We start from the raw sequence: 24,780 nt of genomic DNA, 5'->3' as shown, positions 1-24,780 counted from the left end.
CCACACGATCCTTCTGTACGTTGCTTCGTGACCGCCCGACGCCGAATCAGGAGCCCCCGGCCACGTGACCCCCGTGAGCAGCCCCTCACCGCACGGCCAGTCGCCGCTGCGCACCGTGCAGGTGCTGGGCGGAGGCAACGCCGGCAGCAGCGTACATGTGCGCTCCCTTGCCGCGGGGCTCGTCGCACGGGGCGTACGGGTCACCGTGTGCGCCCCCCTCGATGCGGATCACACCTACGACTTCACCGGCGCCGGAGCCGAGCACGTCCATGTGCCGCGCAGCAGCGATCCCGCGTCCGTGGCCGTGCTGCGGGCGGCCTGCACGGGCGCCGACCTGGTGCACGCGCACGGACTGCACGCCTCCTTCCGGGCCGCGCTCGCCCTCGGCGGACGGCGCATCCCGCTGGTCGTCACCTGGCACAACCGCGCCCACGCCGAGGGGGCGCGCGCCCGCTTTCTGCGCCTGCTGGAGCGCCGGGTGGTCAAGGCCGCCGCGGTCGTGCTCGGGACCACTTCGGACCTCGTCGACCGGGCGCGCAGGGCGGGCGCCCGGGACGCCCGGCTCGCCGCCGTCGCCCTGCCCGGGCAGCGCACGCCCGTCGAGCGCGACGACCCCGACCGGCTGCGCCCCAAGATCCGGGCCGAACTCGGCGCCACCGGACGCCCGTTGCTGATGGCCGTCGGCTCCCTCGACCCGCAGCGCGGCTACGACGTCCTGCTGGACGCCTCGCGCGCCTGGCGTCGGCTCGAGCCCGTGCCGCTGGTCGTCATCGCGGGGGAGGGGCCGTTGCGTGCGGTGCTGCAGCGCCGGATCGAGGAGGAGGGGCTGCCGGTGCGGCTCATCGGGCGGCGTGACGACGTGGCCGAACTGCTCGCGTCCGCCGACCTCGCCCTGCTGCCGAGCCGGTGGGAGTCCCGGTCCGTGCTCGCGCAGGAGGCCCTGCACGCGCGCGTACCGCTGGTCGCCACCTCGGTCGGCGGCATCCCCGAACTCGTCGGCGACGCCGCCGAACTCGTCCCGTCGGGAGATGCGGAGGCGTTCGCCGACGCCGTCGTACGGCTCCTCACCGACCCCGAACGGCGGGAACAGCTCAAGGAGATGGGCCTGCGGCAGGCGGCCACCTGGCCGACCGAGGACGAGACCGTCGCCCAAGTCCTCAGCATCTACGACGAGTTGACGCAGGCCAGGCCGTTCGCCTAGGGCACGTGCCGGCGTGCCCGCAGCGCCAGGCTCAACGCCAGTACGGTCTGCGGGTCGTCGAGGTCGGTGCCCAGCAACTCGCCGATCCGGGCGAGGCGGTTGTAGAGCGTCTGGCGGTTGAGGTGCAGCTCGCGGGCCGTCTCCGCCTTGCGGCCCGCATGTGCCAGGTACGTCTCCAGGGTGGGCAGCAGCGGAGGTCTGGAGCGGCGGTCGTGGTCCCGGATCGGGCCGATCGCGCGGTCCACGAAGGCCGCGAGGTCGGGATGGTCACGCAGCCGCCACAGCAGCAGGTCGATGTCCAGGCGCTGGGCGTCGTACCAGGGACGGTCCGTGAGCCCCTGTGCCGCGGTGGCCGTCTCCGCCGCGTGCCGCAGCCCTGCCGACGCCGCCGCCCAGCCGCCGGCCACCCCGACGACCACGACCGGCGGCTGGGCTCCCGGCCGCTGCATCCCCGCCCGCTCCACCCCGGCCCGCAGCGCCGCCGCGACCCGGTCGGCGACCGCGGAGCGCTCCGACTCCGACCGCAGGCCGAGCAACAAAGGGACACGGCCCTCGACCGGTCGTACGCCCAGCAGTACCGGAACCCCCACCGAGGCCAGCTCCTCCGCCACCGCCCGGGCCAGCACCGCCCAGCCGCCGCCGCTCTCGGCCCCGGTCGAGCGGGCGGTACCCCCGTCCGGTGCCAGCGCGTCACCCAGCCGCATCACCACCGGCAGCAGCGGGCCGGTGCCCGGCTTGAAGCCCAGGACGCGCGCCTGCGCCGGGGCGTCCTGCGGGGTGATCCGGCCCTCGGCGAGGTCGGTGAGGAAGTCGCCGCGCCCGCGCGCCGCCAGCTCCTCCTCCTGACGGGCCTGCATCAGGACCACGGCGAGGATGCCGGCGGCCCGCTCGGCCGCGATCCGGTGCACCGGCGCCAGGGGTGCGCGGACCGGCAGGAGCACGAGACGGGCCCGCACCGACCCCGTTCCCGGACCGCCCCCCGGCACGTCCACGAGCACCGACCCGGCCGGCGGCGGCGCGTCCTTGTGCGGGCCGCGCAGCCCCTCCCACACCTGGAGCGGTTCGGCACCCTCGGGCCCGGCCCCGGCGGCGTACAGGAGCCGGCCGTCGGAGGTCTCCAGGAAGACCGGGTTGCCGCTGAAGTCGGCCAGGATGCCGAGCACCTGCGGTACTCCGCCGCCGCCCAGCAGGGCCTCGGTGCAGCGCCGGTGCACCTCCTCCGCCTGCTGGAGCAGCGCGTAGTGGCCGTTGACGATCTCGGTGTGGATCTCCTCCGTGACCGTCACGAACGGCACCTCGCGGTGCAGCTGGACCAGCGGGAGCCCGGCCGCCCGCGCGGTGTCGACCAGCGCGGCGGGCAGCCGGGTGAAGCGCGGGCCCAGCTCGACCACCAGGGCCGCGATGCCCCGCTCGGCCAGGGTGCGCACGAACGCCCGCTGGTCGGCCGGCCGGGTGCCCAGGCCGTAGCCGGTGGTCAGCAGCAGTTCGCCGCCCTTCAGCAGCGAGGCGATGTTCGGCACCTCGCCCGCGTGCACCCAGCGCACGGTCCGCTGCAGCCGGTCGGCGCCCGCGAGCACCTCGGGGAGCCCACTGCGCAGCCCGGGCAGCTCCAGCGCCCGCTGAACGGTGATGCCGGCGCCCTGGCTGTCGAATCGCTGGTCCGTGCGGCTGTTCATGCAGCGGACGCTACCTGCGCGAACGCTCCGGCGACATCTCCGAGCGGTTGCGGGAACGATCACCTCGGAACCGCCTACAGGGGCTTGATGTTGTGGTTGAAGCGGAAGACGTTGTCCGGGTCGTGGCGCCGCTTCAGTTCGCCCAGGCGCCGGATGTTCTCGGCGCCCAGTCCGGCCCGTACACGGTCCGTGCCCTCGTCGCCGGTGAAGTTGAGGCAGACCGCTCCGGTGCTCCACGGCCGGACGTCGGCACGGACGTCGCGGACCCACCGCATGCACCGCTCGTCGTCCGCCGGGTCCGCCCAGAGGGCGAAGGGATGCACGGCCCAGGGCGCGTCCCGGTACGGCACCGGGTGGTCGGCCGGGCCGTCGGCGACGGCGCCGCCCAGCGGGAACAGCAGGTGCTTGGTGCCGGTCGGCACGGGCAGGGAGTCTGCGCGGGCGCAGAAGACGTCCACGAACTCGTCGGGCGCGCTGGTCAGATACTCCGCCGACCAGTGGTTCCGCAGGCCGGGCGGATCGTCGATCATGCACTGGAGGCCGGCGTACGGGATCGCGGTGACGAGCTCCGCCTCGTGCGGCAGCGCCAGCAGCGGCTCGGCCACCTTGCGCAGGTCCTCCTCGGCGCCCGCGTACGCCAGCAGCACACAGCACAGCAGCCTGCCGACCAGCCGTGGCGGTACGAAGTCCGCGGACGGGCCGGTGAGGTGGATGACGGCGCCGCCCGCCTCCAGGGGGCCGGACTCGATGATGTCGCGGTAGGTGCGGACCGCCTCGGGGCCGAACTCCGGGAGGTACAGCACCAGGGCGATGGAGAACTCGGGTACCTCGTACAGCTTCAGGGTGAGGGCCGTGGCGATGCCGAAGTTGCCGCCGCCGCCGTGCAGGGCCCAGAACAGGTCCGGGTTCTCGTCGGCGTTGGCGTGCACCTGCTCGCCGTCCGCGGTGACCAGCTCGACGCCGAGCAGGTTGTCGACGGCCAGGCCGCAGGAGCGCTCCAGCCAGCCGCTGCCGCCGCCGAGGACGAAGCCGCCGACGCCGGTCGTCGAAGCCCGTCCGCCTGTCGTCGCCAGGCCGTACGGCTGCGTCGCGCGGTCCAGGTCGCGCATCGTGGCGCCGCCGCCGATCCGGACCGCCTCGGCTGCGGGATCGACGGTGACGTGATGCATCCGGCGCAGGTCGACGACCAGTCCGGAGTCGTTCGTCCCCATCCCCGCGACGCTGTGACCACCGCCGCGCACCGCGATGTTCAGGTCCAGGTCGCGTCCGAAGCGCACGGCCCGCACGACATCGGCCTCGTGCGCGCACTGTGCGATCACGGCCGGCCGACGGTCGATCATGGCGTTGAACACGGCTCGGACGTCGTCATAGCCCGGATCCCACGGGGCGAACACATCGCCGTCGAGATCGTCACGAAGCGCATCGAGAGCCGCGTGCGCCTTGGAGGACATGGCCGCCCCCTTCCGAGCGAAGGGCGCATGCGCTTCCAGCCTAGGCCGGGGCGGCCCGTGGGTCCTTTCCGGCCTTCCGGCCGGGGTCTCAGCCCCCGTACGCCCCCGAGGCCGTCAGGCGCAGTGCCGTGTCGATGAGCGGGACGTGGCTGAAGGCCTGCGGGAAGTTGCCGACCTGGCGCTGCAGGCGCGGGTCCCACTCCTCGGCGAGCAGTCCGAGGTCGTTGCGCAGGGAGAGCAGCTTCTCGAACAGCTTGCGGGCCTCGTCGACGCGGCCGATCATCGCCAGGTCGTCCGCCATCCAGAACGAGCAGGCCAGGAAGGCGCCCTCGTCGCCGGGGAGACCGTCGACGCCCGCGTCCTCGCCCTGCGTCGGGTAGCGCAGGATGAAGCCGTCCGGCGTGGACAGCTCGCGCTGGATGGCCTCGATGGTGCCGATCACGCGCTTGTCGTCCGGCGGCAGGAAGCCCATCTGCGGGATCAGCAGCAGCGAGGCGTCCAGCTCCTTCGAGCCGTACGACTGCGTGAAGGTGTTGCGCTCCTTGTCGTAGCCCTTCTCGCACACGTCCCGGTGGATGTCGTCACGCAGCTCGCGCCAGCGCTCCAGCGGGCCGTCGGCGTCGCCGGACTCCAGCAGCTTGATCGTGCGGTCGACGGCGACCCACGCCATGACCTTGGAGTGCACGAAGTGGCGGCGCGGGCCGCGCACCTCCCAGATGCCCTCGTCCGGCTCCTGCCAGTGGTCCTCCAGGTAGCGGATCAGCTTCAGCTGGAGCAGCGAGGCGTAGTCGCTGCGGGCCAGGCCCGTCATGTGGGCCAGGTGCAGGGCCTCGGTGACCTCGCCGTACACGTCGAGCTGGAGCTGGTGTGCGGCGCCGTTGCCGACCCGTACCGGGGCGGAGTTCTCGTAGCCGGGCAGCCAGTCCAGCTCCGCCTCGCCCAGCTCGCGCTCGCCGGCGATGCCGTACATGATCTGCAGGTTCTCGGGGTCGCCGGCGACCGCGCGCAGCAGCCACTCGCGCCAGGCGCGGGCCTCCTCGCGGTAGCCGGTGCGCAGCAGCGAGGACAGGGTGATCGCGGCGTCCCGCAGCCAGGTGTAGCGGTAGTCCCAGTTGCGTACGCCGCCGATCTCCTCCGGCAGCGAGGTCGTGGGCGCCGCGACGATGCCGCCCGTGGGCGCGTACGTCAGGGCCTTCAGCGTGATCAGCGAGCGGACCACCGCCTCGCGGTACGGGCCGTGGTACGTACAGTGCTCCACCCACTCGCGCCAGAAGTCCTCCGTCGCCTCCAGCGACTGCTCCGGCTCCGGCAGCGGCGGGGGCTCGCGGTGCGAGGCCTGCCACGAGATGGTGAACGCGATCCGGTCGCCCGGCGCGACCGTGAAGTCGGCGTACGTCGTCAGCGCCCTGCCGTACGTCTCGGCGGATGTGTCGAACCACACAGAGTCCGGGCCCGCGACCGCGACCGTGCGCCCGTCGTGCTTGTGCACCCACGGGACGATCCGGCCGTAGGAGAACCGCATCCGCAGCGCCGAGCGCATCGGCACCCGGCCCGAGACGCCCTCCACGATCCGGATCAGCTGCGGCGCGCCGTCCCTGGGGGGCATGAAGTCGATCACGCGGACCGTGCCGCGCGGGGTGTCCCACTCCGACTCGAGGATCAGCGAGTCGCCGCGGTAGCCGCGCCGGGCCGCCGTCGGGGGTTCGGCGTCGGCCGCGTGCGCAGGGCCGATCCGCCAGAACCCGTGCTCTTCGGTGCCCAGCAGACCGGCGAAGATGGCATGCGAGTCGAAGCGGGGCAGGCACAGCCAGTCGACTGTGCCGTCCCGGCAGACCAGGGCAGCGGTCTGCATGTCTCCGATGAGTGCGTAGTCCTCGATACGCCCGGCCACGTGCAACTCCAGTCGAACGGCCACGTAGCCCCACAGGGGGCTTGCGCTAAAGCGGTCAGGGGGTTGTTGTAATGCGTCGTTGAACTGTGAAGTAAAACCGTCGCCCTGCCGGGAGGCAAAACGACCGTCGTCGCTCAACGAACTGACGAGCTCTTGTTGTTCCGGTGCGTACGGGCGGGGGTGGTGCCGTGGTGCCGGCGGGCTCGGCAGCGAGTGTCCGAGCAGGATACGACGCACGTAGATGATCTGCGTGCCGCTCCGGGCAACGCACGTGCGCCGAACGAGTGAGCACCGGGTGAGAAAAGGGTGAGCAGTGCATGTCCGTGGCGGACTGTGCGCGGAGCGTGGCCGGGCGCCATCGGGCCGTGGCGCTGATACCCTGGTAGCCCGTGGACCGGTGGGCAAGAAACCCCCGAACCGCAGCGACGGCTCCTCCAGAAAACCCGGGATCTCCGGGCCGGACAGCCGCACCGCACTCCAGAACGCGACCACGGGAGCCTCCTCTTGGCCATGCCGCCCGCTGCTTTTCGAAACAGCACAGCCACGACGACCAAGCACATCTTCGTCACCGGGGGTGTCGCCTCCTCGCTCGGCAAGGGCCTGACCGCCTCCAGCCTGGGCATGCTGCTCAAGGCGCGGGGCCTGCGCGTCGTGATGCAGAAGCTCGACCCGTACATCAACGTCGACCCGGGCACGATGAACCCCTTCCAGCACGGTGAGGTGTTCGTCACCAACGACGGCGCCGAGACCGATCTGGACATCGGCCACTACGAGCGCTTCCTCGACCGCGACCTGGACGGCTCCGCCAACGTCACCACGGGTCAGGTCTACTCGACGGTGATCGCCAAGGAGCGCCGCGGCGAGTACCTGGGCGACACCGTCCAGGTCATCCCGCACATCACCAACGAGATCAAGAACCGCATCCGCCGCATGGCCGCCGAGGACGTGGACGTCGTCATCACCGAGGTCGGCGGCACGGTCGGCGACATCGAGTCGCTGCCGTTCCTGGAGACCGTCCGCCAGGTCCGTCATGAGGTCGGCCGCGACAACGTCTTCGTCGTGCACATCTCGCTCCTGCCGTACATCGGCCCCTCGGGAGAGCTGAAGACGAAGCCGACCCAGCACTCGGTTGCGGCCCTGCGCAACATCGGTATCCAGCCGGACGCCATCGTGCTGCGCTGCGACCGCGAAGTGCCGACCGCGATCAAGCGGAAGATCTCGCTGATGTGCGACGTCGACGAGGCCGCGGTCGTCGCCTGCCCGGACGCGCCCTCCATCTACGACATCCCCAAGGTCGTGCACTCCGAGGGCCTGGACGCCTACGCCGTCCGCCGACTCGACCTGCCGTTCCGCGATGTGGACTGGACGACCTGGGACGACCTGCTCGACCGCGTCCACCGCCCCGAGCACGAGATCAACCTCGCCCTCGTCGGCAAGTACATCGACCTGCCCGACGCCTACCTCTCGGTCACCGAGGCGCTGCGCGCGGGCGGCTTCGCCAACAAGACCCGCGTCAAGATCAAGTGGGTCGCCTCCGACGACTGCAGGACGCCGGCCGGCGCCGCCGAGCAGCTCTCCGACGTGGACGCGATCTGCATCCCCGGCGGCTTCGGCGACCGCGGCGTCTCCGGCAAGGTCGGCGCCATCCACTACGCCCGCGAGAACAAGATCCCGCTGCTCGGCCTCTGCCTCGGCCTGCAGTGCATCGTGATCGAGGCGGCCCGCAACCTCGCCGGCATCGCCGACGCGAACTCGACGGAGTTCGACGCGGCGACGGCCCACCCCGTCATCTCCACCATGGCCGAACAGCTCGACATCGTCGCGGGCGAGGGCGACATGGGCGGCACGATGCGCCTCGGCATGTACCCGGCCAAGCTCGCCGAGGGCTCCATCGTGCGTGAGGTGTACGACGGCAAGGAGTACGTCGAGGAGCGGCACCGGCACCGCTACGAGGTGAACAACGCCTACCGCTCCGAGCTGGAGAAGAAGGCGGGCATCCTCTTCTCGGGCACCTCGCCGGACGGCAAGCTCGTCGAGTACGTGGAGTACCCGCGCGAGGTCCACCCCTACCTGGTCGCCACCCAGGCGCACCCGGAGCTGCGCTCGCGGCCGACCCGGCCGCACCCGCTCTTCGCCGGGCTCGTGAAGGCCGCGGTCGAGCGGAAGAATTCGAAGTAACACACCAGTTGTACGGTGGCCGGGGTGCATACCTTCAAAGGTGGGCACCCCGGTTTTCTCTTGTACGCCGGTTTCTCTTGTACGGGGATTCTTTGCACGTGGAAGGACAGGGCATGACGATCAAGGACACCCCGGAGGAGTGGGAGATCCGGGCCACGGACACCCCCTTCGTGGGCAACAAGACCTCCGTCCGCACCGACGACGTGGTCATGCCCGACGGCACCGTCGTACGCCGCGACTACCAGGTGCACCCGGGCTCGGTGGCGGTCCTCGCCCTCGACGAGGCCGGCCGCGTGCTCGTCCTGCGCCAGTACCGCCACCCCGTGCGCCACAAGCTCTGGGAGATCCCGGCCGGGCTGCTCGACGTCCCGGGCGAGAACCCGCTGCACGCCGCCCAGCGCGAGCTCTACGAGGAAGCGCACGTCAAGGCCGAGGACTGGCGGGTGCTGACCGACGTCTACACCACGCCCGGCGGCTGCGACGAGGCCGTGCGGATCTTCCTGGCCCGGGGCCTGTCCGACGCCGACGGCGAGCGCTTCGAGGTCGAGGACGAGGAGGCCGACATGGAGCTCGCGCGCGTGCCGGTCGAGGAGCTCGTGCGTGGCGTGCTGGCCGGCGAGCTGCACAACACCTGCCTCGTCGTGGGCGTCCTCTCGTTCGTCGCCGCCCGGCAGGGCGACGGCCTCGACGCGCTGCGTCCGGCGCAGGCGCCGTGGCCCGCACGTCCCTTCGAGTCCTGAACGCGCACAGGCGCCTGCGGCGTCCTCCGGTGTGACGATCGCCTGATCCGATCGGGGGACGTCCCCGTCGTGCTCCACACGGTTCGTCGCAGAGCGTGAACTAGGCTCTGTAAGCGCCCGAACCGGAGTCCCGGCGGGATGTGTGCGGTGCGGTGGGACGGGAGTGTGGCCCGTGACGGATCAGGCGGTGGACACGGACGGCGTGCAGGTGTCGGGGCGCACGTCGGCGGAGAGCCAGTTCCTGGGCCGTACACGGGAGTTGAAGGAACTGCGCGCCGACATCGAGCGTGCGGGACTGGACACCCTCTCGGGCCGGAAGGCACCACGCGCGCGCGTGCTCCTCATCGCGGGCAGACCCGGCTCCGGCCGTACGGCGCTGGCCGAGGAGCTGGTACGTCAGGTCGCGGAGCGTTACCCCGACGGGGTACTGCGGGCCCGGCTCAGCGAACCCGACGGCACCCCCGTCCCCACCGAGCGCACCGCCCGCGAACTGCTGTCCGCCCTGGACCTGCCGACCCCGCCCGGCGCCGCCGAGGACGACCTCGCGGCGGCGCTCCGCGAGGCGCTGACCGACCGCCGGGCCCTGCTCCTGCTGGACGACGCGGCCGACGCCGGGCAGGTCGACGCCCTGCTGCCGGACACCCCGGACTGCCTGGTCGTCGCCGTCTCCCAGGGCCCGCTGACCGGGATCTCGGACGTCCGCCCCTGCACCCTCGGCGGCCTCGACACCAAGTCCGCCGTCGAGCTGCTGTCCCGGCTCACCGGCTCCGTCCGGATCACCGTCGACCCGCGGGCGGCCGAAGGGCTCGTCGAGGAGTGCCAGGCCCAGCCGACCGCGCTGACGCTGGCCGGGGGCTGGCTCGCCGCCCGCCCCAAGGCGGCCGTCGCCGACCTCGCCAAGCAGCTGCGCGCCGAGGGCGACGAGGGGGCCCCGCTCGGCCGGGTCTTCCGGCTCGTGTACGCGTCCCTGCCGGGCCCCGCCGCCCGGATACTGCGACTGCTCACCCTGGCCCCCACCGAGTACGTCGACCCGCACACCGCCTCCGCGCTCGCCGGCTGCTCGGTCAGCGGCGCCCGCACCACCCTGGACGACCTCGTCGCCGTCGGTCTGCTGCGGGCGGTGGACTCGCCGCTGCCGCAGTACGAGGTTCCGGGCTGTCTGCACCCCCTGCTGCGCGATCGCATCGAGGCTCAGGACCGCCCGGCCGAGCTGCAGCTGGCCCGCGCCCGGATGCTGGAGCGGACGGTCCGGCTGCTGCAGTCGTGCCGGGCCATCACCGAGACCGACAGCCCGCAGGCCCGCGAGAAGCTGCTCGGCATGCCGCGCTCCCTGCGCTTCCCCAGTCCTCGCGCGGCCGCCGACTGGCTGCGCATCCGAAAGCCTGCCCTGCTCGCCGCCGCCCGGCTGGCGGTCGCCGACGGGGAGCTGGACACGCTGGCCAGGCGTCTGATGTCCCAGCTGGTGCGGGCGATGGTGGCCCACTTCGGCATGCAGGCGGCGGCGCCCGACCTGTACGGCATCCACGGCCTCGTCCTCGATGTGGCCGAGCGCCAGGACCTGCCCCGCGAGCAGGCCGCCGCGCTGCTGAACCTCGGCGACCTGGACGCCCAGACCGGCCGCACGGCCGACGCGCTGACCCGCTACCGGGCCGCCCTGGACGCCGGACGCCGGGCGAACGACCCGTATGCGACCGGACGCGCGATGGAATCCGTAGGCGGCGCGCACCAGGAGCTCGGCGACCACGACCGGGCCGCCGACTGGTTCGGCCGGGCCCTCGCCGAGCGCCTGGCCCGCGACGAGCGTGCGGAGGCCGCCCGGCTGTACGGCCGTATCGCCACCGCACACACCTACGCGGGCCGCTACGGCGAGGCGCAGCGGCACTGGCGCGCCGCGATGGCCGGGTACCGCAAGCTGGGCGATGTGGCCGCCCACGCGCGGGCGTTGAGCGAACTGGCGCGGGTCCAGGAGTACGCGGGGCGGCCCGAGGAATCGCTGCGCACCTGCCAGGAGGCCGTCGAGTGGGCGCGCCGCGCGGAGGACGTACGGCTGCAGGCCGCGCTGCACCTGCGGCTCGCCGACACCCTGGACCACCTCGGTGACTCCACGGCCGCTCTGCTGCACCGCAAGGCGGCGGAGCGCATGCTGGGGGAAGAGATGCAGGAGGGCGATACGCGAGATCCAGCCATGGAACAAGACGCTAACGCCTGCGAAATCCGTAGTGCATCCGCTGAAGGTTGATGCAATGAAAGGCTAGACAGCGGGAACGCCTTCATTAGACTGGCTCTGCCGCACGTTCTCCTGCGGTGTCTCCCGGTGTGCCCTGAACATCCGGGTATGTCGCGTACTACCCCCTCTGAGCCAAGGACCGTGATCGACGTGAAGGTCGGCATCCCCCGCGAGGTCAAGAACAACGAGTTCCGGGTGGCCATCACCCCCGCCGGCGTGCACGAGCTGGTGCGCAACGGCCACCAGGTCGTCATCGAGCGCGGCGCCGGCGTCGGCTCCTCGATCCCGGACGCCGAGTACCTGGCCGCCGGCGCGCAGATCCTCGACACCGCCGACGAGGTGTGGGCCACCGCCGACCTGCTGCTGAAGGTCAAGGAGCCCATCGCCGAGGAGTACCACCGCCTCCGCAAGGACCAGACGCTCTTCACCTACCTGCACCTGGCCGCATCCAAGGAGTGCACGGACGCCCTGCTGGAGTCCGGCACGACGGCGATCGCCTACGAGACCGTCGAGCTGCCGAGCCGCGCGCTGCCGCTGCTCGCCCCGATGTCCGAGGTCGCCGGCCGGCTCGCCCCGCAGGTCGGCGCCTACCACCTGATGCGCGCGGGCGGCGGCCGCGGTGTGCTGCCCGGCGGCGTCCCGGGTGTACCGGCGGGCAAGGCCGTCGTCATCGGCGGTGGCGTCTCCGGCTGGAACGCCGCGCAGATCGCCATCGGCATGGGCTTCCACGTGACCCTGCTCGACCGGGACATCAACAAGCTCAAGGAGGCGGACAAGGTCTTCGGCACGAAGATCCAGACCGTCGTCTCCAACGCCTTCGAGCTCGAGAAGGCCTGCCTCGAGGCCGACCTCGTGATCGGCGCCGTCCTCATCCCGGGTGCCAAGGCCCCGAAGCTGGTCACCAACGAGCTGGTCTCCCGGATGAAGGCGGGAAGTGTCCTTGTCGACATCGCGATCGACCAGGGCGGCTGCTTCGAGGACTCCCGCCCCACCACGCACGCCGAGCCGACCTTCAAGGTCCACGAGTCGGTCTTCTACTGCGTCGCCAACATGCCCGGCGCCGTGCCCAACACGTCCACCTACGCACTGACCAACGCCACGCTGCCGTACATCGTCGAGCTGGCCAACCGCGGCTGGGTCGAGGCGCTGCGCCGCGACCCCGCGCTCGCCAAGGGCCTCAACACCCATGACGGCAAGGTCGCTTACCGCGAGGTCGCCGAGGCGCACGGCCTGGAGCACGTGGAGCTGGAGTCCCTGCTCGGCTGAGCCGGCGACACGGCTCGGACCAGGGCCTCATCACCGGGTAGGCCCTAAGTCACCTTTTCGTAAAGGCGATACGTCAACACAGCCCGTCAACCTCGCGCGTCCGGCCGGACCTTGCCCGACAAGGTCCGGCCGGGTGTGTGTATGGTCACTTTGCGGCTCTCGGTCAACTCGCCTCGAACGTAACCCTTGAACCGATTCGCACACCGGTGAAACCTACCGTGCGACGGCCGTACGCCCTTGACAGAGGGATGTTTCATTGCCGACACATCCGGCCGGGTCCGGCGGATTGTGTTGCTGCGAACCGCCGACACGCCATAGAGTCGCCAACCGTCGGCATGGTGCCACGCTGACCTGTCTAGAAGTTTCCTGGTCACCAAGGAGGTAAGACGACTTGTGAATGAGTCGACATTTTCTCCCGGGGGTGGTCAACCAGGAAGCCCTGCGCGGGGCCAGGCTCCCGCGGGGTTCGAGGCTGTCGGCTCCGTCGCGGTGCGCACCTTCGCAGCCCACCAGAGTCACCAGACCTCAGGAGTGACTCGCCCAGCACACCAGAGCATGGATGGCCATCACGTGAACGCCATGGCCGGCGACGGAAGTGGCGCGCCCCACAACCACTTCGCCGACTACGACGAACTGCCCGACGGGCACTTCTACGACCCCGACGCCGAGTACGAGCCCGACCCCGAGTACGCGGCCACGCTCGCGCCCGACGCTGCCCGCCAGCGCCGTGAGCGCATCGGCCCGACCGGTCGCCCGCTGCCGTACTTCCCGATTCCGGGCCCGCTGACCGACCACGGTCCCGCGAAGATCATCGCGATGTGCAACCAGAAGGGCGGCGTCGGCAAGACGACGTCGACCATCAACCTGGGTGCCGCGCTCGCGGAGTACGGGCGCCGGGTGCTGCTCGTCGACTTCGACCCGCAGGGCGCGCTGTCGGTCGGCCTCGGCGTGAACCCGATGGAACTCGACCTCACCGTCTACAACCTGCTCATGGAGCGGGGGATGGCGGCCGACGAGGTGCTGCTGAAGACGGCGGTCCCCAACATGGACCTGCTGCCCAGCAACATCGACCTGTCGGCGGCCGAGGTGCAGCTGGTCTCCGAGGTGGCCCGCGAGTCGACGCTGCAGCGCGCCCTGAAGCCGCTGCTGCCCGACTACGACTTCATCGTCATCGACTGTCAGCCCTCGCTCGGCCTGCTCACCGTGAACGCCCTGACGGCCGCTCACAAGGTGATCGTGCCTCTCGAGTGCGAGTTCTTCGCGCTGCGTGGTGTCGCGCTGCTCACCGAGACCATCGAGAAGGTCCAGGAGCGGCTCAACCCGGAGCTGGAGCTCGACGGGATCCTCGCCACGATGTACGACTCGCGCACGGTGCACAGCCGCGAGGTGCTCGCGCGGGTCGTCGAGGCGTTCGACGACCACGTCTACCACACGGTCATCGGGCGCACGGTCCGCTTCCCGGAGACCACGGTCGCCGGTGAGCCGATCACCACGTACGCCTCCAACTCCGTCGGTGCCGCCGCCTACCGCCAGCTCGCCAGGGAGGTGCTCGCCCGGTGTCACGCCGAGTGAGTCTGCCGGGGGCCGACGAACTGTTCCGTACGACAGGGGGATCGGCGCTCCAGGCATCCACTCCCCGGCGCCAGGCCAACGGCGAGGCCAGGGTGCCGCCGCCCGCGGGAGAGGGTGACGCGGCCGCCGCGGCCGAGGACGCGCCGCAGTCGGTGCCCGCGCAGGGCGGTGACGGCGACGGGGCCGAGCATGTCGCGGCCGACGCGGAGCCGGCCGACGCGGGGGAGTCCCGCAGCCGGGCCGCGGCCTCGGAGCGCTCCTCCCGGCGTCAGGCGGCGCAGGAGGGTGCTGCGGCGGCGACACCCCGCAAGCGTGGACGGGCGGCCGCACGGCGGCCCAGCGGGCGTGAGCGGCACGACGAGAAGATCACGGTGTACGTGTCCGCCGAGGAGCTCATGGATCTGGAGCACGCGCGACTCGTGCTCCGGGGAGAGCACGGGCTGGCCGTCGACCGGGGACGGATCGTGCGGGAGGCGGTCGCCGTCGTGCTCGCGGATCTGGAGACCAGGGGGGACGCCAGCATCCTCGTACGACGGCTCCGTGGGCGGTAACGGTAGCCTGCGGGGGCTATGACCTCGAACGACGCCTCGGCCTCCGGCAGTGCAGCCGGTCGTCGGCGTGCCCTGGGGCGGGGGCCGGGTGTTCCAGAGGCGCCTGTCGAGGCGCCGGTTCCCGTGGAGGCGCCGCCCGAGCCGGTCGCTCCTGCGGAGCCGGAACCCGAGGTCGTCGCACCGGAACCTGAGCCGGAACCCACCGCTCCGACGGAGTCCGAAGCGGCTCCCGCGGAGTTCGAAGCGGCTCCCGCGGAGTCCGAAGAGGGCGATTCCGGGGTCTTCAAGGTGCGGCTCTCCAACTTCGAGGGCCCCTTCGACCTGCTGCTCCAGCTGATCTCCAAGCACAAGCTCGACGTCACCGAGGTCGCCCTGTCCAAGGTGACCGACGAGTTCATGGCGCACATCAGGGCGATGGGGCCGGACTGGGACCTGGACGAGACGACCGAGTTCCTCGTCGTCGCGGCCACCCTGCTCGACCTCAAGGCAGCTCGGCTGCTGCCGGCCGCCGAGGTGGAGGACGAGGCCGACCTGGCCCTCCTCGAAGCCCGGGACCTGCTGTTCGCGCGGCTGCTCCAGTACCGCGCGTACAAACAGATCGCCGACATCTTCAGCAACCGCCTCGACGAGGAGGCCCGGCGCTACCCCCGTACCGTCGGGCTCGAACCCCACCACGCGGAGCTGCTGCCCGAGGTCGTCATCAGCATCGGCGCGGAGGGGTTCGCGAAGCTCGCGGTCAAGGCGATGCAGCCGAAGCCCAAGCCGCAGGTGTACGTCGACCACATCCACGCGCCGCTGGTGAGCGTGCAGGAGCAGGCCGGGATCGTGGTCGCGCGGCTGAAGGAGCTGGGCGAGGCCAGCTTCCGCGCGCTGGTCGAGGACACGGACGACACCCTGACCGTGGTGGCGCGCTTCCTGGCGCTGCTGGAGCTGTACCGGGAGAAGGCCGTGGCACTGGAGCAGGAGACCGCGCTCGGCGAGCTGCTGGTGCGCTGGACCGGCGGCGAGGGGGAGGCGGAGCCCATGGTGACCGACGAGTTCGACCGGCCGCCCGAGCAGCCGAAGGAGCAGGAGGAGAAGGCGTGAGCGAGGAGACCACCGGGCTTCCGGCGGGGCTGCGGAGCGTCGCCGACCTCGAACTGAAGCCCGCCCTGGAGGCCGTCCTCATGGTCGTGGACGAGCCCGCGACCGAGGAGCATCTCGCGAAGATCCTCCAGCGGCCCCGGCGGCAGATCGGCGACGCGCTGCGCGAGCTGGCCGACGAGTACACCGTGCAGAGGCGCGGCTTCGAGCTGCGGCTCATCGCGGGCGGCTGGCGCTTCTACAGCCGGCCCGAGTACGCGGCGGCCGTCGAGGGCTTCGTCCTGGACGGCCAGCAGGCCCGGCTCACCCAGGCCGCGCTGGAGACGCTGGCGGTGGTCGCCTACCGCCAGCCGGTCAGCCGTAGCCGCGTGTCAGCCGTCCGCGGAGTCAACTGCGACGGCGTGATGCGCACCCTCCTCCAGCGGGGTCTGATAGAGGAGGCGGGCACGGAACCCGAAACAGGTGCGATCCTGTACACGACGACGAACTACTTCCTGGAGCGGATGGGCCTGCGCGGCCTGGACGAGCTCCCGGAGCTCGCGCCCTTCCTCCCGGAGGCGGAGGCGATCGAGGCCGAGACGCAGGAAGGCGTGCCGTCGTTCGATCCGGACGCTCCGGATTCCGAGGACGCAGACGACAAGACGACGGAACTTTGATGCGAAGCAGCGGCAGCGGCAAGAGTGGCGGGACCGGCGGGCGCGGTAACTATCGCGGTGCCGGCAACAACAGGGACCAGAAGCAGGGGCAGGGCCGCCCCCGCAAGCCCCGCCCCGAGGAGCGCCGCTACGACGTGGGCCCCGGCGCCACCAAGGACGGCCCGAAGGCGGGACGCGGCGGCGCGGCCCGCGGCGGCGCCAAGGGCGGGCCCAAGAAGCCCCAGCAGGGCGGGCGTACGGCACCGGCGCGCTCGCGTGAGTACGAGACGCGGACCGAGGAGCGCAACCGGGAGCGGTACGCGGGCAAGAAGGACATCAAGCTGCCCAAGACCTTCCCGGGCGCCGAGCAGGAGGGCGAGCGGCTGCAGAAGGTGCTCGCGCGCGCGGGGTACGGCTCGCGGCGTGCCTGCGAGGAGCTGATCGAGCAGGCGCGGGTCGAGGTCAACGGCGAGATCGTCCTGGAGCAGGGCAAGCGGGTCGACCCGGAGAAGGACGAGGTCAAGGTCGACGGCCTGACCGTGGCGACGCAGTCGTACCAGTTCTTCTCGCTCAACAAGCCCGCCGGTGTCGTGTCGACGATGGAGGACCCCGAGGGCCGCCAGTGCCTCGGCGACTACGTCACCAACCGTGAGACGCGGCTCTTCCACGTCGGCCGGCTCGACACCGAGACCGAGGGCGTCATCCTGCTGACCAACCACGGTGAGCTGGCCCATCGCCTCACGCACCCCAGGTACGGCGTGAAGAAGACCTACCTCGCGCACATCGTCGGCCCGATCCCCCGTGACCTGGGCAAGCGTCTGAAGGACGGCATCCAGCTGGACGACGGGTACGCGCGCGCCGACCACTTCCGGGTCGTCGAACAGACCGGCAAGAACTACCTCGTCGAGGTCACCCTCCACGAGGGCCGCAAGCACATCGTCCGCCGCATGCTCGCGGAGGCCGGCTTCCCGGTCGACAAGCTGGTGCGGACGGCCTTCGGCCCGATCACGCTGGGCGACCAGAAGTCGGGCTGGCTGCGACGGCTGTCGAACACCGAGGTCGGGATGCTGATGAAGGAAGTCGACCTCTAGGGCTCCTCTGGGGTCTGTCCGAACGGGCTCCTCTGGGGTCTGTCCGAACGGCAGGCGACGCCCGCCCGCCGTCTCAGCGGGCGGGCGTCGCGTACCTGTCGGCGACGGGCTGACTACGCTGGACGGACGCAGAGCCGATACACACCAGCAAGGAGCATCGCCGTGGCGGTACGAGCGGTCCGGGGCGCCGTCCAACTCGAGCGGGACGAGGCCGGCCATATGGACGAGCAGGTCGGAGCCCTGCTCACCGCCGTCCTGGAGCGCAACGGGCTGAGCGTGGACGACCTGATCAGCATCTGGTTCACGGCCACGCCCGACCTGCACAGCGACTTCCCGGCAGCCGCGGCGCGCAAGCTCGGCATTGTCGACGTCCCGCTGATCTGCGCCCAGGAACTGGACATCGCGGGCGCCATGCCGCGGGTCGTGCGCATCCTCGCGCACATCGAGTCCGACCGGTCCCGCGCCGAGATCAACCATGTCTACCTCGGCGCCGCGGCCGCCCTGCGCAAGGACATCGCGCAGTGAGGACCGCACTCGTCATCGGCACCGGGCTCATCGGCACCTCCGCAGCCCTGGCCCTGGTGCAGCGCGGCGTCATCGTGCACCTCGCCGACCACGACCCCGAGCAGGCCCGGACGGCGGCCGCGCTCGGCGCTGGCACGGACGAGACGCCCGACGGTCCCGTCGACGTCGCGATCGTCGCCGCCCCGCCCGCCCATGTCGCCACGGTGCTCGCGGACGCCATGCGGCGCGGGCTCGCCCGCGGCTACCTCGACGTGGCCAGCGTCAAGGGCGGTCCCCGCCGTGAGCTGGAGGCACTCGGCCTCGACCTGTCCTGCTACCTCGGCACGCACCCCATGTCCGGCCGAGAGAAGTCCGGTCCGCTGGCCGCGACCGGCGATCTCTTCGAGGGCCGCCCCTGGGTGCTCACCCCGACCCGGGACACCGACACCGAGGTGCTGAACCTCGCCCTGGAGCTGGTCTCGCACTGCCGGGCCGTCCCGGTCGTCATGGACGCCGACGCCCACGACCGCGCGGTGGCCCTCGTCTCCCACATGCCCCACCTGGTGTCCAGCATGGTCGCCGCGCGTCTGGAGAACGCCGAGGAGGCCGCCGTACGACTGTGCGGGCAGGGCATCCGGGACGTGACCCGGATCGCCGCCTCCGACCCCCGGATGTGGATCGACATCCTCTCCGCGAACCCCGGGCCGGTCGCCGACCTCCTCGCGGACGTCTCCGCCGACCTCGACGAGACGGTCCGCGCGCTGCGCGCCCTGCAGTCCTCCGACGAGGCCAAGCGGCACGAGGGCACCGCCGGCATCGAGGACGTCCTGCGGCGCGGCAACGCGGGCCAGGTCCGCGTCCCCGGCAAACACGGGTCCGCTCCGCGGGTGTACGAGGTCGTGGCCGTACTGATCGACGACCAGCCGGGCCAGCTGGCCCGCATCTTCGCGGACGCGGGACGGGCGGGCGTCAACATCGAGGACGTACGCATCGAGCACGCGACCGGGCAGCAGGCGGGTCTGGTGCAGCTGATGGTGGAGCCGAAGGCGGCGCCCGTATTGAGTGCCGCGCTGCGGGAACGGGGCTGGGCGATCCGGCAGTAGGTGCCGGGGTGGGGTACCCCACCGCGTCGGGAGGTGCCGTGCGGCCGGACGAGGGACCCGAACCCAGTAACCTTGTGCGGGGCACGCTCGCGCCCCGCACACTCACCCCACACCGCACCAGGAAGGTGTCCCCCCGTGGAAAACGGCGCCGTTCGGACCGCCCAGCCCGTGATTGTCGCCATCGACGGCCCCTCCGGCACGGGCAAGTCGAGCACGTCGAAGGCCGTGGCGGCACAGCTCGGCCTGAGCTACCTGGACACCGGCGCCCAGTACCGGGCGATCACCTGGTGGATGGTGACCAACGGCATCGACATCGACGACCCGTCCGCGATCGCCGCCGTGGCCGGCAAGCCGGACATCGTCTCCGGCACCGACCCGGCGGGCCCGACGATCACGGTGGACGGCGTCGACGTCGCCGGCCCGATCCGCACCCAGGAGGTCACCTCCAAGGTCAGCGCGGTGAGCGCGGTGCCCGAGGTACGCGCCCGGATCACCGAGCTGCAGCGCTCCATCGCCTCCGCCGCCGAGAACGGCGTCGTCGTCGAGGGCCGCGACATCGGTACGACCGTGCTGCCCGACGCCGACCTGAAGATCTTCCTCACCGCCTCCCCGGAGGCCCGTGCCGCCCGCCGCAGCGGCGAGCTGAAGGGCGTGGACATCCACACCACCCGCGAGGCCCTGATCAAGCGGGACGCCGCCGACTCCAGCCGCAAGACCTCGCCGCTCGCCAAGGCGGACGACGCGGTCGAGGTGGACACCACCGACCTCACGCTGCCGCAGGTCATCGAGTGCGTCGTCACCCTCGTCGAGGAGAAGCGGGCCGGGAAGTGAGGGAGGTGCCGTCGGCGCGGGGCGCCGAGGTCGGGCGGCGCATCGGCGTCGGCCTGATGTACGGGCTGTGGAAGCCGCGCGTGCTCGGCGCCTGGCGGGTGCCCGCGGCCGGTCCGGCGATCCTCGCCGTGAACCACTCCCACAACATCGACGGCCCGATGGTCATGGGCGTCGCGCCCCGGCCGACGCACTTCCTGGTCAAGAAGGAGGCGTTCGTCGGCCCGCTCGACCCGTTCCTGACCCGCATCGGCCAGCTGAAGGTCGACCGCGACACGACCGACCGGACAGCGATCACGCGGGCCCTCGACGTGCTGTCCGCCGGCGGCGTCCTCGGCATCTTCCCGGAGGGCACCCGCGGCGAGGGCGACTTCGCCGCACTGCGCGCCGGCCTCGCGTACTTCGCGGTGCGCAGCGGAGCCCCGATCGTGCCGGTGGCCGTGCTGGGAAGTTCCGAGCGACAGGGACGGTTGATAAAGGGGCTGCCCCCGCTGCGGCACCGTGTCGACGTCGTCTTCGGCGAACCCTTCGAGGCGGGCGACGGCAGCGGACGGCGCACCCGCACGGCGCTGGACGAGGCGACCGAGCGCATCCAGAAACAGCTCACCGAGCACCTGGAAAACGCCAGGCGCCTTACCGGGCGCTGAGCGACACTGAGTAGTGGATCACCCGATATCGGGTACTCCACCGATCACCACGATGAACGACGAGGTACGGACTTCATGAACGACCACATCCAGCCCGACGGCTCGGACGCGTTCGAGCACGATCACGGGGCACTCGGCGACGCCGAGTACGCGGAGTTCATGGAGCTCGCCGCGGAAGAGGGCTTCGACCTCGAGGAGGTCGAGGGTGCCATCGAGGCGGCCGGGCACGGACCGCTGCCCGTACTCGCCGTCGTCGGCCGCCCGAATGTCGGCAAGTCGACTCTGGTGAACCGCATCATCGGCCGCCGTGAGGCCGTCGTCGAGGACAAGCCGGGTGTCACCCGCGACCGCGTCACCTACGAGGCCGAGTGGGCGGGCCGCCGCTTCAAGGTCGTCGACACCGGCGGCTGGGAGCAGGACGTCTTCGGCATCGACGCCTCCGTGGCCGCGCAGGCCGAGTTCGCGATCGAGGCGGCCGACGCGGTCGTCTTCGTCGTCGACGCCAAGGTGGGCGCCACCGACACCGACGAGGCGGTCGTACGACTGCTGCGCAAGGCCGGCAAGCCCGTCGTGCTGTGCGCCAACAAGGTCGACGGCCCGAGCGGCGAGGCCGACGCGGCCTACCTGTGGTCCCTCGGCCTCGGCGAGCCGCACCCCGTCTCCGCGCTGCACGGCCGCGGCACCGGCGACATGCTGGACGCCGTCCTGGAGGCGCTGCCGGACGCGCCCCAGCAGACCTTCGCAGCCGCCGTCGGCGGACCGCGCCGCGTCGCGCTGATCGGCCGCCCGAACGTCGGCAAGTCCTCGCTGCTGAACAAGGTGGCCGGCGAGGAGCGGGTCGTCGTCAACGAACTCGCCGGCACCACCCGCGACCCGGTCGACGAGCTGATCGAACTCGGCGGCAAGACCTGGAAGTTCGTCGACACGGCGGGTATCCGCAAGCGCGTCCATCTCCAGCAGGGCGCCGACTACTACGCCTCGCTGCGCACCGCGGCGGCCGTCGAGAAGGCCGAGGTGGCCGTCGTCCTGATCGATGCCGCCGAGTCGATCTCGGTGCAGGACCAGCGCATCATCTCCATGGCCGTCGAGGCGGGCCGCGCCCTCGTCGTCGCGTACAACAAGTGGGACACCCTCGACGAGGAGCGCCGCTACTACCTGGAGCGGGAGATCGAGACCGAGATGGGCCAGGTCTCGTGGGCGCCCCGGGTGAACGTCTCGGCGCAGACCGGACGGCACATGGAGAAGCTGGTCCCGGCGATCGAGACGGCCCTGGCCGGCTGGGAGACGCGCGTCCCGACGGGTCGGCTGAACGCCTTCCTCGGCGAACTGGTCGCCGCCCACCCGCACCCGGTCCGGGGCGGCAAGCAGCCGCGCATCCTGTTCGGCACCCAGGCCGGCACCAAGCCTCCGCGGTTCGTGCTCTTCGCCTCCGGGTTCATCGAGGCGGGCTACCGGCGCTTCATCGAGCGCCGGCTGCGTGAGGAGTTCGGCTTCGAGGGGACGCCGATCCATATCTCGGTGCGGGTGCGTGAGAAGCGCGGCGCGAAGAAGAAGTAGCGACGCGGCACAAGACGTAGCAGGAGGGCGGCCCTTGCCGGGCCGCCCTCGTCGCTTCAGCTCCCCTTGCGGGGGCCGGGTGGCAGTGCCGCCGGGACGTGGTGCATCCCGGTGCCGTGCTGCCCGATCTGCCCGACCCGCTGCCAGGGCGACAGCTGCCCACTGCCGTGCCGTGCGCTCTGCGCGCCCGCGCTGTAGGCGCTGTACGAGCTGCTGAACGATCCCGCGCGGTGGCCCCCGAACGATCCCGAACCGTGCGGGATGCTCGCGAAGGCGGTGAACCCGAACTCGTCCTCGCCGCTGCGGTCACCCGGCAGCGAGCGGAAGGACTTGACGTACTCGGCATAGAGCGCGTCGTAGATCGGCGTGGCCGATGGGCCGCCCGAATGTTCCTGTGCCGGCCGGGTGGACCGGAGCGACTGGAAGGACTGGCGGCGGGAAACGTCGTATGCGTGCACGTATGTCCAAACGACCCCGGCTCTGAAGAGATGCGGCCGAGCGAGACCGCAAGGGGCGCAGGGCTGTTGCACCCCCGACGATCTCGCTCGCTCACGTCCCCGCAAGCGGCAGCACACTCGCGACGAGCTTCCCGCCCGCCGCGGCCTTGTCCAGGGCGTCCCGCAGTAGATCCTCCCGGGGCTGACGCCCGATCGACCCCACCGGAGCCGCGAACATCAGCACCTGCTGGTGCTTGTTGGCGGCGGCCCGCCACCCCTCGGTCACCTGCAGCGGCTGATGCGCCTGCCACCAGGCCACCGGCTGACCGCCCGGGCTCGGCTGGAGCACCGCGTGCAGCTGCCCCATGGCGAGCAGCACGGACCAGCCGTGCAGCACCGGCGGCAGGGAGTTCAGCTCGGTCACCGGCATGAAGCCCTGCTCGATCAGCAGCGGCAGGAAGTCGTCACCGGCGGCGGTGGAGCCGGGCCGCACGATGGGGCCGGTGGGTTCGACGACGAGGGCCGGGTGCAACTCCCCGGCGATGAGTACCAGTCCGCTGGTGACACCGAGCACGGCCTGCTCCGGCACCACCTGCTCCGGCTCCAGGTCGGCCGTGTCGCCGCTGATGGACCGCACGGCGCCGCGGAGCTGTTCCTCGGTGACCTGGACGACCTGCGAGGGCAGGCAGGTGGCGTGGGCGAAGGCGAGCACGGCGGTCTCGTCGCCGATGAACAGGACGGTGCTGGTCCGCTCGCGCTCGGAGTCCCCCGGGGTGCGGCAGGACGTGCAGTCGTAACTGCCGGGGGCGTTCTCTCCAGCGAGCAGCCGGTTGGCTTCTTCGTCGCCGATCTCGGCGCGTACCTCGTCGCTGACGTCGAGCATGCGCGGCACGGGTGGCTCCCTCGGGATGCGGTACGTGGCGAGGCCGGGTGGCTCCCGGCCCGTGGTCCGGGTGGTCCCGGGCTCATGAAGAAGACAACGGGGGATCTGTGGCGGGAGTCACGCTGACCGGCGAACGGAATCGAACCATCCACCGCACACGGTCACGACCGGCACGGAATCGGACACTCACCGTCAAGTCGGGGAAGCAGCAAGGCACTTGTAGCGGTGAAGTGGGTCACAGGCCGACGGAGTGACTGGTCGACAAATCAGGAAATCGGCGAATGAAATGGGTGGCCGAAAATTGACGATACCTCGGGTAACGGCGAACTGGCCTGGAACGACGAGGGGTTGGTTGAGGCCGGCTGCTCAAGCTCCGTACATTCCTCGGCCGTGTGCAACGAGCACCGCTCGGGTACGTCCGCCGCCGCGCCGGCCGCATCAGGCCGGCGCACAGCACAGCCGTCGGCGGACGGGGCGGAGCGCGACGACCGCGGCCATACGCGGGAGACGCGCCCCGCCTTGGGGGACCCCGGGTCCGTCGAGAGGGAATTACATGTCCGAATGTGCCGATACCACTCGCAACAACGTCCGTAAGACGCGTACGACGGCGGTCCTCGCCGGGGCGGCCCTGCTGGCCCCGCTCGGGCTGCTGGCCGGAACAGGCAACGCGGCGGCCGCGGACGGCGGAGTGTGGGACCGCATCGCCCAGTGCGAGAGCGGCGGCAACTGGCACATCAACACCGGCAACGGCTACTACGGCGGACTCCAGTTCTCCGCCGACACCTGGCGCGCGTACGGCGGCTCGGCCTACGCGCCCACCGCCGACCAGGCCTCCAAGGAGCAGCAGATCGCGGTCGCCACCAAGGTGCAGCGCGCACAGGGCTGGGGCGCGTGGCCGACCTGCTCGGTGCGCGCCGGAGCGTCCGGCGGCGCTCCCGAGGCGCCCGCGACGCCCGCGACCGGCTCGGCCGGCGAGCAGTCCGACCGGTCCGAACAGTCCACCTCGTCGCAGCCGGCGAAGACGCCGGCGCGGGCGTCGGACCACACGGACCGCGGCACGACCCGCGGCGACTACACCGTCCGTCAGGGCGACACCCTGAGCGGTATCGCCGACCGGCACGGGACCACCTGGCAGCGGCTCTACGCCGCCAACAAGGCCGTCATCGGCGGTGATCCCGACGTGATCGTGCCCGGGCAGCGCCTCGCGCTCTGAGCCGCTCCCCTTGCCCGGAGCACGGGCCCCGCCCGGTCCACCGACC

Annotated in this window: 21 protein-coding genes; 16 read left to right on the top strand and 5 right to left on the bottom strand. The window is 71.6% G+C overall.

Features of this window, described 5'->3' with window-relative positions; all coding sequences use genetic code 11:
- Window positions 1-64 precede the first annotated feature (64 nt).
- Window positions 65-1,201, top strand: coding sequence for a glycosyltransferase family 4 protein (locus tag ACFV7R_RS10415; RefSeq protein WP_385262106.1), 1,137 nt, complete (start codon window positions 65-67; stop codon window positions 1,199-1,201).
- On the opposite strand, the gene ACFV7R_RS10410 is transcribed toward ACFV7R_RS10415, so the two are convergent.
- From ACFV7R_RS10410 to ACFV7R_RS10400, 3 genes are all read right to left on the bottom strand, one after another.
- Complete coding sequence (locus ACFV7R_RS10410; RefSeq protein ID WP_385262104.1) at window positions 1,198-2,877, bottom strand: PucR family transcriptional regulator; 1,680 nt, start codon at window positions 2,875-2,877, stop codon at window positions 1,198-1,200. The genes ACFV7R_RS10415 and ACFV7R_RS10410 overlap by 4 nt on opposite strands.
- A gap of 74 nt (window positions 2,878-2,951) precedes the next feature.
- On the bottom strand, window positions 2,952-4,328 hold the full coding sequence (locus tag ACFV7R_RS10405) for an FAD-binding oxidoreductase (protein WP_385262101.1): 1,377 nt from the start codon (window positions 4,326-4,328) through the stop codon (window positions 2,952-2,954).
- Between the two features lie 88 nt (window positions 4,329-4,416).
- Window positions 4,417-6,219 carry a glycoside hydrolase family 15 protein gene (locus tag ACFV7R_RS10400; protein ID WP_385262099.1) on the bottom strand — a complete coding sequence of 601 codons (1,803 nt, stop codon included), beginning with the start codon at window positions 6,217-6,219 and terminating at the stop codon, window positions 4,417-4,419.
- Between the two features lie 510 nt (window positions 6,220-6,729).
- Here ACFV7R_RS10400 and ACFV7R_RS10395 point away from each other — a divergent pair.
- The 14 genes from ACFV7R_RS10395 (at window position 6,730) to der (ending at window position 22,201) form a co-directional block, all read left to right on the top strand.
- Window positions 6,730-8,397: a CTP synthase gene (locus ACFV7R_RS10395; protein ID WP_385262156.1), complete on the top strand. Its 1,668-nt coding sequence runs from the start codon at window positions 6,730-6,732 to the stop codon at window positions 8,395-8,397.
- A gap of 113 nt (window positions 8,398-8,510) precedes the next feature.
- Window positions 8,511-9,137, top strand: a complete 627-nt coding sequence (locus ACFV7R_RS10390) for an NUDIX domain-containing protein (protein ID WP_385262097.1) — start codon at window positions 8,511-8,513, stop codon at window positions 9,135-9,137.
- A 172-nt stretch (window positions 9,138-9,309) separates the two neighbouring features.
- Window positions 9,310-11,376 (top strand): tetratricopeptide repeat protein, encoded by a 2,067-nt coding sequence (locus tag ACFV7R_RS10385; RefSeq protein WP_385262095.1) that lies wholly within the window; start codon window positions 9,310-9,312, stop codon window positions 11,374-11,376.
- Between the two features lie 129 nt (window positions 11,377-11,505).
- On the top strand, window positions 11,506-12,630 hold the full coding sequence (gene ald / locus ACFV7R_RS10380) for an alanine dehydrogenase (RefSeq protein WP_385262093.1): 1,125 nt from the start codon (window positions 11,506-11,508) through the stop codon (window positions 12,628-12,630).
- Between the two features lie 393 nt (window positions 12,631-13,023).
- On the top strand, window positions 13,024-14,202 hold the full coding sequence (locus ACFV7R_RS10375) for a ParA family protein (RefSeq protein WP_129797100.1): 1,179 nt from the start codon (window positions 13,024-13,026) through the stop codon (window positions 14,200-14,202).
- Window positions 14,187-14,753: a hypothetical protein gene (locus ACFV7R_RS10370; protein ID WP_385262091.1), complete on the top strand. Its 567-nt coding sequence runs from the start codon at window positions 14,187-14,189 to the stop codon at window positions 14,751-14,753. The genes ACFV7R_RS10375 and ACFV7R_RS10370 overlap by 16 nt, the downstream gene beginning before the upstream one ends.
- 18 nt (window positions 14,754-14,771) lie before the next feature.
- Complete coding sequence (locus ACFV7R_RS10365) at window positions 14,772-15,839, top strand: segregation and condensation protein A (RefSeq protein ID WP_385262088.1); 1,068 nt, start codon at window positions 14,772-14,774, stop codon at window positions 15,837-15,839.
- Complete coding sequence (gene scpB, locus ACFV7R_RS10360) at window positions 15,836-16,492, top strand: SMC-Scp complex subunit ScpB (protein ID WP_385262087.1); 657 nt, start codon at window positions 15,836-15,838, stop codon at window positions 16,490-16,492. The genes ACFV7R_RS10365 and scpB overlap by 4 nt, the downstream gene beginning before the upstream one ends.
- Window positions 16,492-17,562, top strand: coding sequence for a pseudouridine synthase (locus ACFV7R_RS10355; RefSeq protein ID WP_129797096.1), 1,071 nt, complete (start codon window positions 16,492-16,494; stop codon window positions 17,560-17,562). Before scpB ends, ACFV7R_RS10355 begins: the two co-directional genes overlap by 1 nt.
- Window positions 17,563-17,724: 162 nt before the next feature.
- Complete coding sequence (gene aroH / locus ACFV7R_RS10350; protein WP_224738954.1) at window positions 17,725-18,087, top strand: chorismate mutase; 363 nt, start codon at window positions 17,725-17,727, stop codon at window positions 18,085-18,087.
- Window positions 18,084-19,169: a prephenate dehydrogenase gene (locus ACFV7R_RS10345; RefSeq protein WP_385262084.1), complete on the top strand. Its 1,086-nt coding sequence runs from the start codon at window positions 18,084-18,086 to the stop codon at window positions 19,167-19,169. The genes aroH and ACFV7R_RS10345 overlap by 4 nt, the downstream gene beginning before the upstream one ends.
- 135 nt (window positions 19,170-19,304) lie before the next feature.
- Window positions 19,305-20,000, top strand: coding sequence for a (d)CMP kinase (gene cmk / locus ACFV7R_RS10340; protein WP_385262082.1), 696 nt, complete (start codon window positions 19,305-19,307; stop codon window positions 19,998-20,000).
- Window positions 19,997-20,644, top strand: a complete 648-nt coding sequence (locus tag ACFV7R_RS10335) for a lysophospholipid acyltransferase family protein (protein ID WP_385262079.1) — start codon at window positions 19,997-19,999, stop codon at window positions 20,642-20,644. The genes cmk and ACFV7R_RS10335 overlap by 4 nt, the downstream gene beginning before the upstream one ends.
- A 75-nt stretch (window positions 20,645-20,719) precedes the next feature.
- Window positions 20,720-22,201, top strand: coding sequence for a ribosome biogenesis GTPase Der (gene der, locus ACFV7R_RS10330; RefSeq protein ID WP_385262077.1), 1,482 nt, complete (start codon window positions 20,720-20,722; stop codon window positions 22,199-22,201).
- Window positions 22,202-22,257: 56 nt separating this feature from the next.
- Here der and ACFV7R_RS10325 read toward each other — a convergent pair whose 3' ends face one another.
- Both ACFV7R_RS10325 and ACFV7R_RS10320 read right to left on the bottom strand, forming a co-directional pair.
- Window positions 22,258-22,659, bottom strand: coding sequence for a hypothetical protein (locus tag ACFV7R_RS10325; RefSeq protein ID WP_385262075.1), 402 nt, complete (start codon window positions 22,657-22,659; stop codon window positions 22,258-22,260).
- Between the two features lie 91 nt (window positions 22,660-22,750).
- Complete coding sequence (locus ACFV7R_RS10320) at window positions 22,751-23,530, bottom strand: hypothetical protein (protein WP_385262073.1); 780 nt, start codon at window positions 23,528-23,530, stop codon at window positions 22,751-22,753.
- 544 nt (window positions 23,531-24,074) lie between these two features.
- Between ACFV7R_RS10320 and ACFV7R_RS10315 the strand changes: the two genes are divergently transcribed.
- A complete protein-coding gene (locus ACFV7R_RS10315) occupies window positions 24,075-24,734 on the top strand; it encodes a transglycosylase family protein (protein ID WP_385262071.1) in 660 nt (219 codons plus the stop codon).
- Window positions 24,735-24,780: the final 46 nt, after the last annotated feature.

The organism is Streptomyces sp. NPDC059866 (assembly GCF_042731325.1).
GTDB lineage: Bacteria > Actinomycetota > Actinomycetes > Streptomycetales > Streptomycetaceae > Streptomyces > Streptomyces flavusporus.
Note: the sequence above shows the minus strand (reverse complement) of the source record. Positions and strands in the feature narration are given on the sequence as shown.

Coding starts and splice junctions, on each gene's coding strand:
- ACFV7R_RS10405 (WP_385262101.1), bottom strand. CDS start 4,328: ATGTCCTCCAAGGCGCACGCGGCTCTCGATGCGCTTCGTGACGATCTC.
- ACFV7R_RS10365 (WP_385262088.1), top strand. CDS start 14,772: ATGACCTCGAACGACGCCTCGGCCTCCGGCAGTGCAGCCGGTCGTCGG.
- ACFV7R_RS10315 (WP_385262071.1), top strand. CDS start 24,075: ATGTCCGAATGTGCCGATACCACTCGCAACAACGTCCGTAAGACGCGT.
- ACFV7R_RS10395 (WP_385262156.1), top strand. CDS start 6,730: ATGCCGCCCGCTGCTTTTCGAAACAGCACAGCCACGACGACCAAGCAC.
- der (WP_385262077.1), top strand. CDS start 20,720: ATGAACGACCACATCCAGCCCGACGGCTCGGACGCGTTCGAGCACGAT.
- ACFV7R_RS10390 (WP_385262097.1), top strand. CDS start 8,511: ATGACGATCAAGGACACCCCGGAGGAGTGGGAGATCCGGGCCACGGAC.
- ACFV7R_RS10355 (WP_129797096.1), top strand. CDS start 16,492: ATGCGAAGCAGCGGCAGCGGCAAGAGTGGCGGGACCGGCGGGCGCGGT.
- ACFV7R_RS10410 (WP_385262104.1), bottom strand. CDS start 2,877: ATGAACAGCCGCACGGACCAGCGATTCGACAGCCAGGGCGCCGGCATC.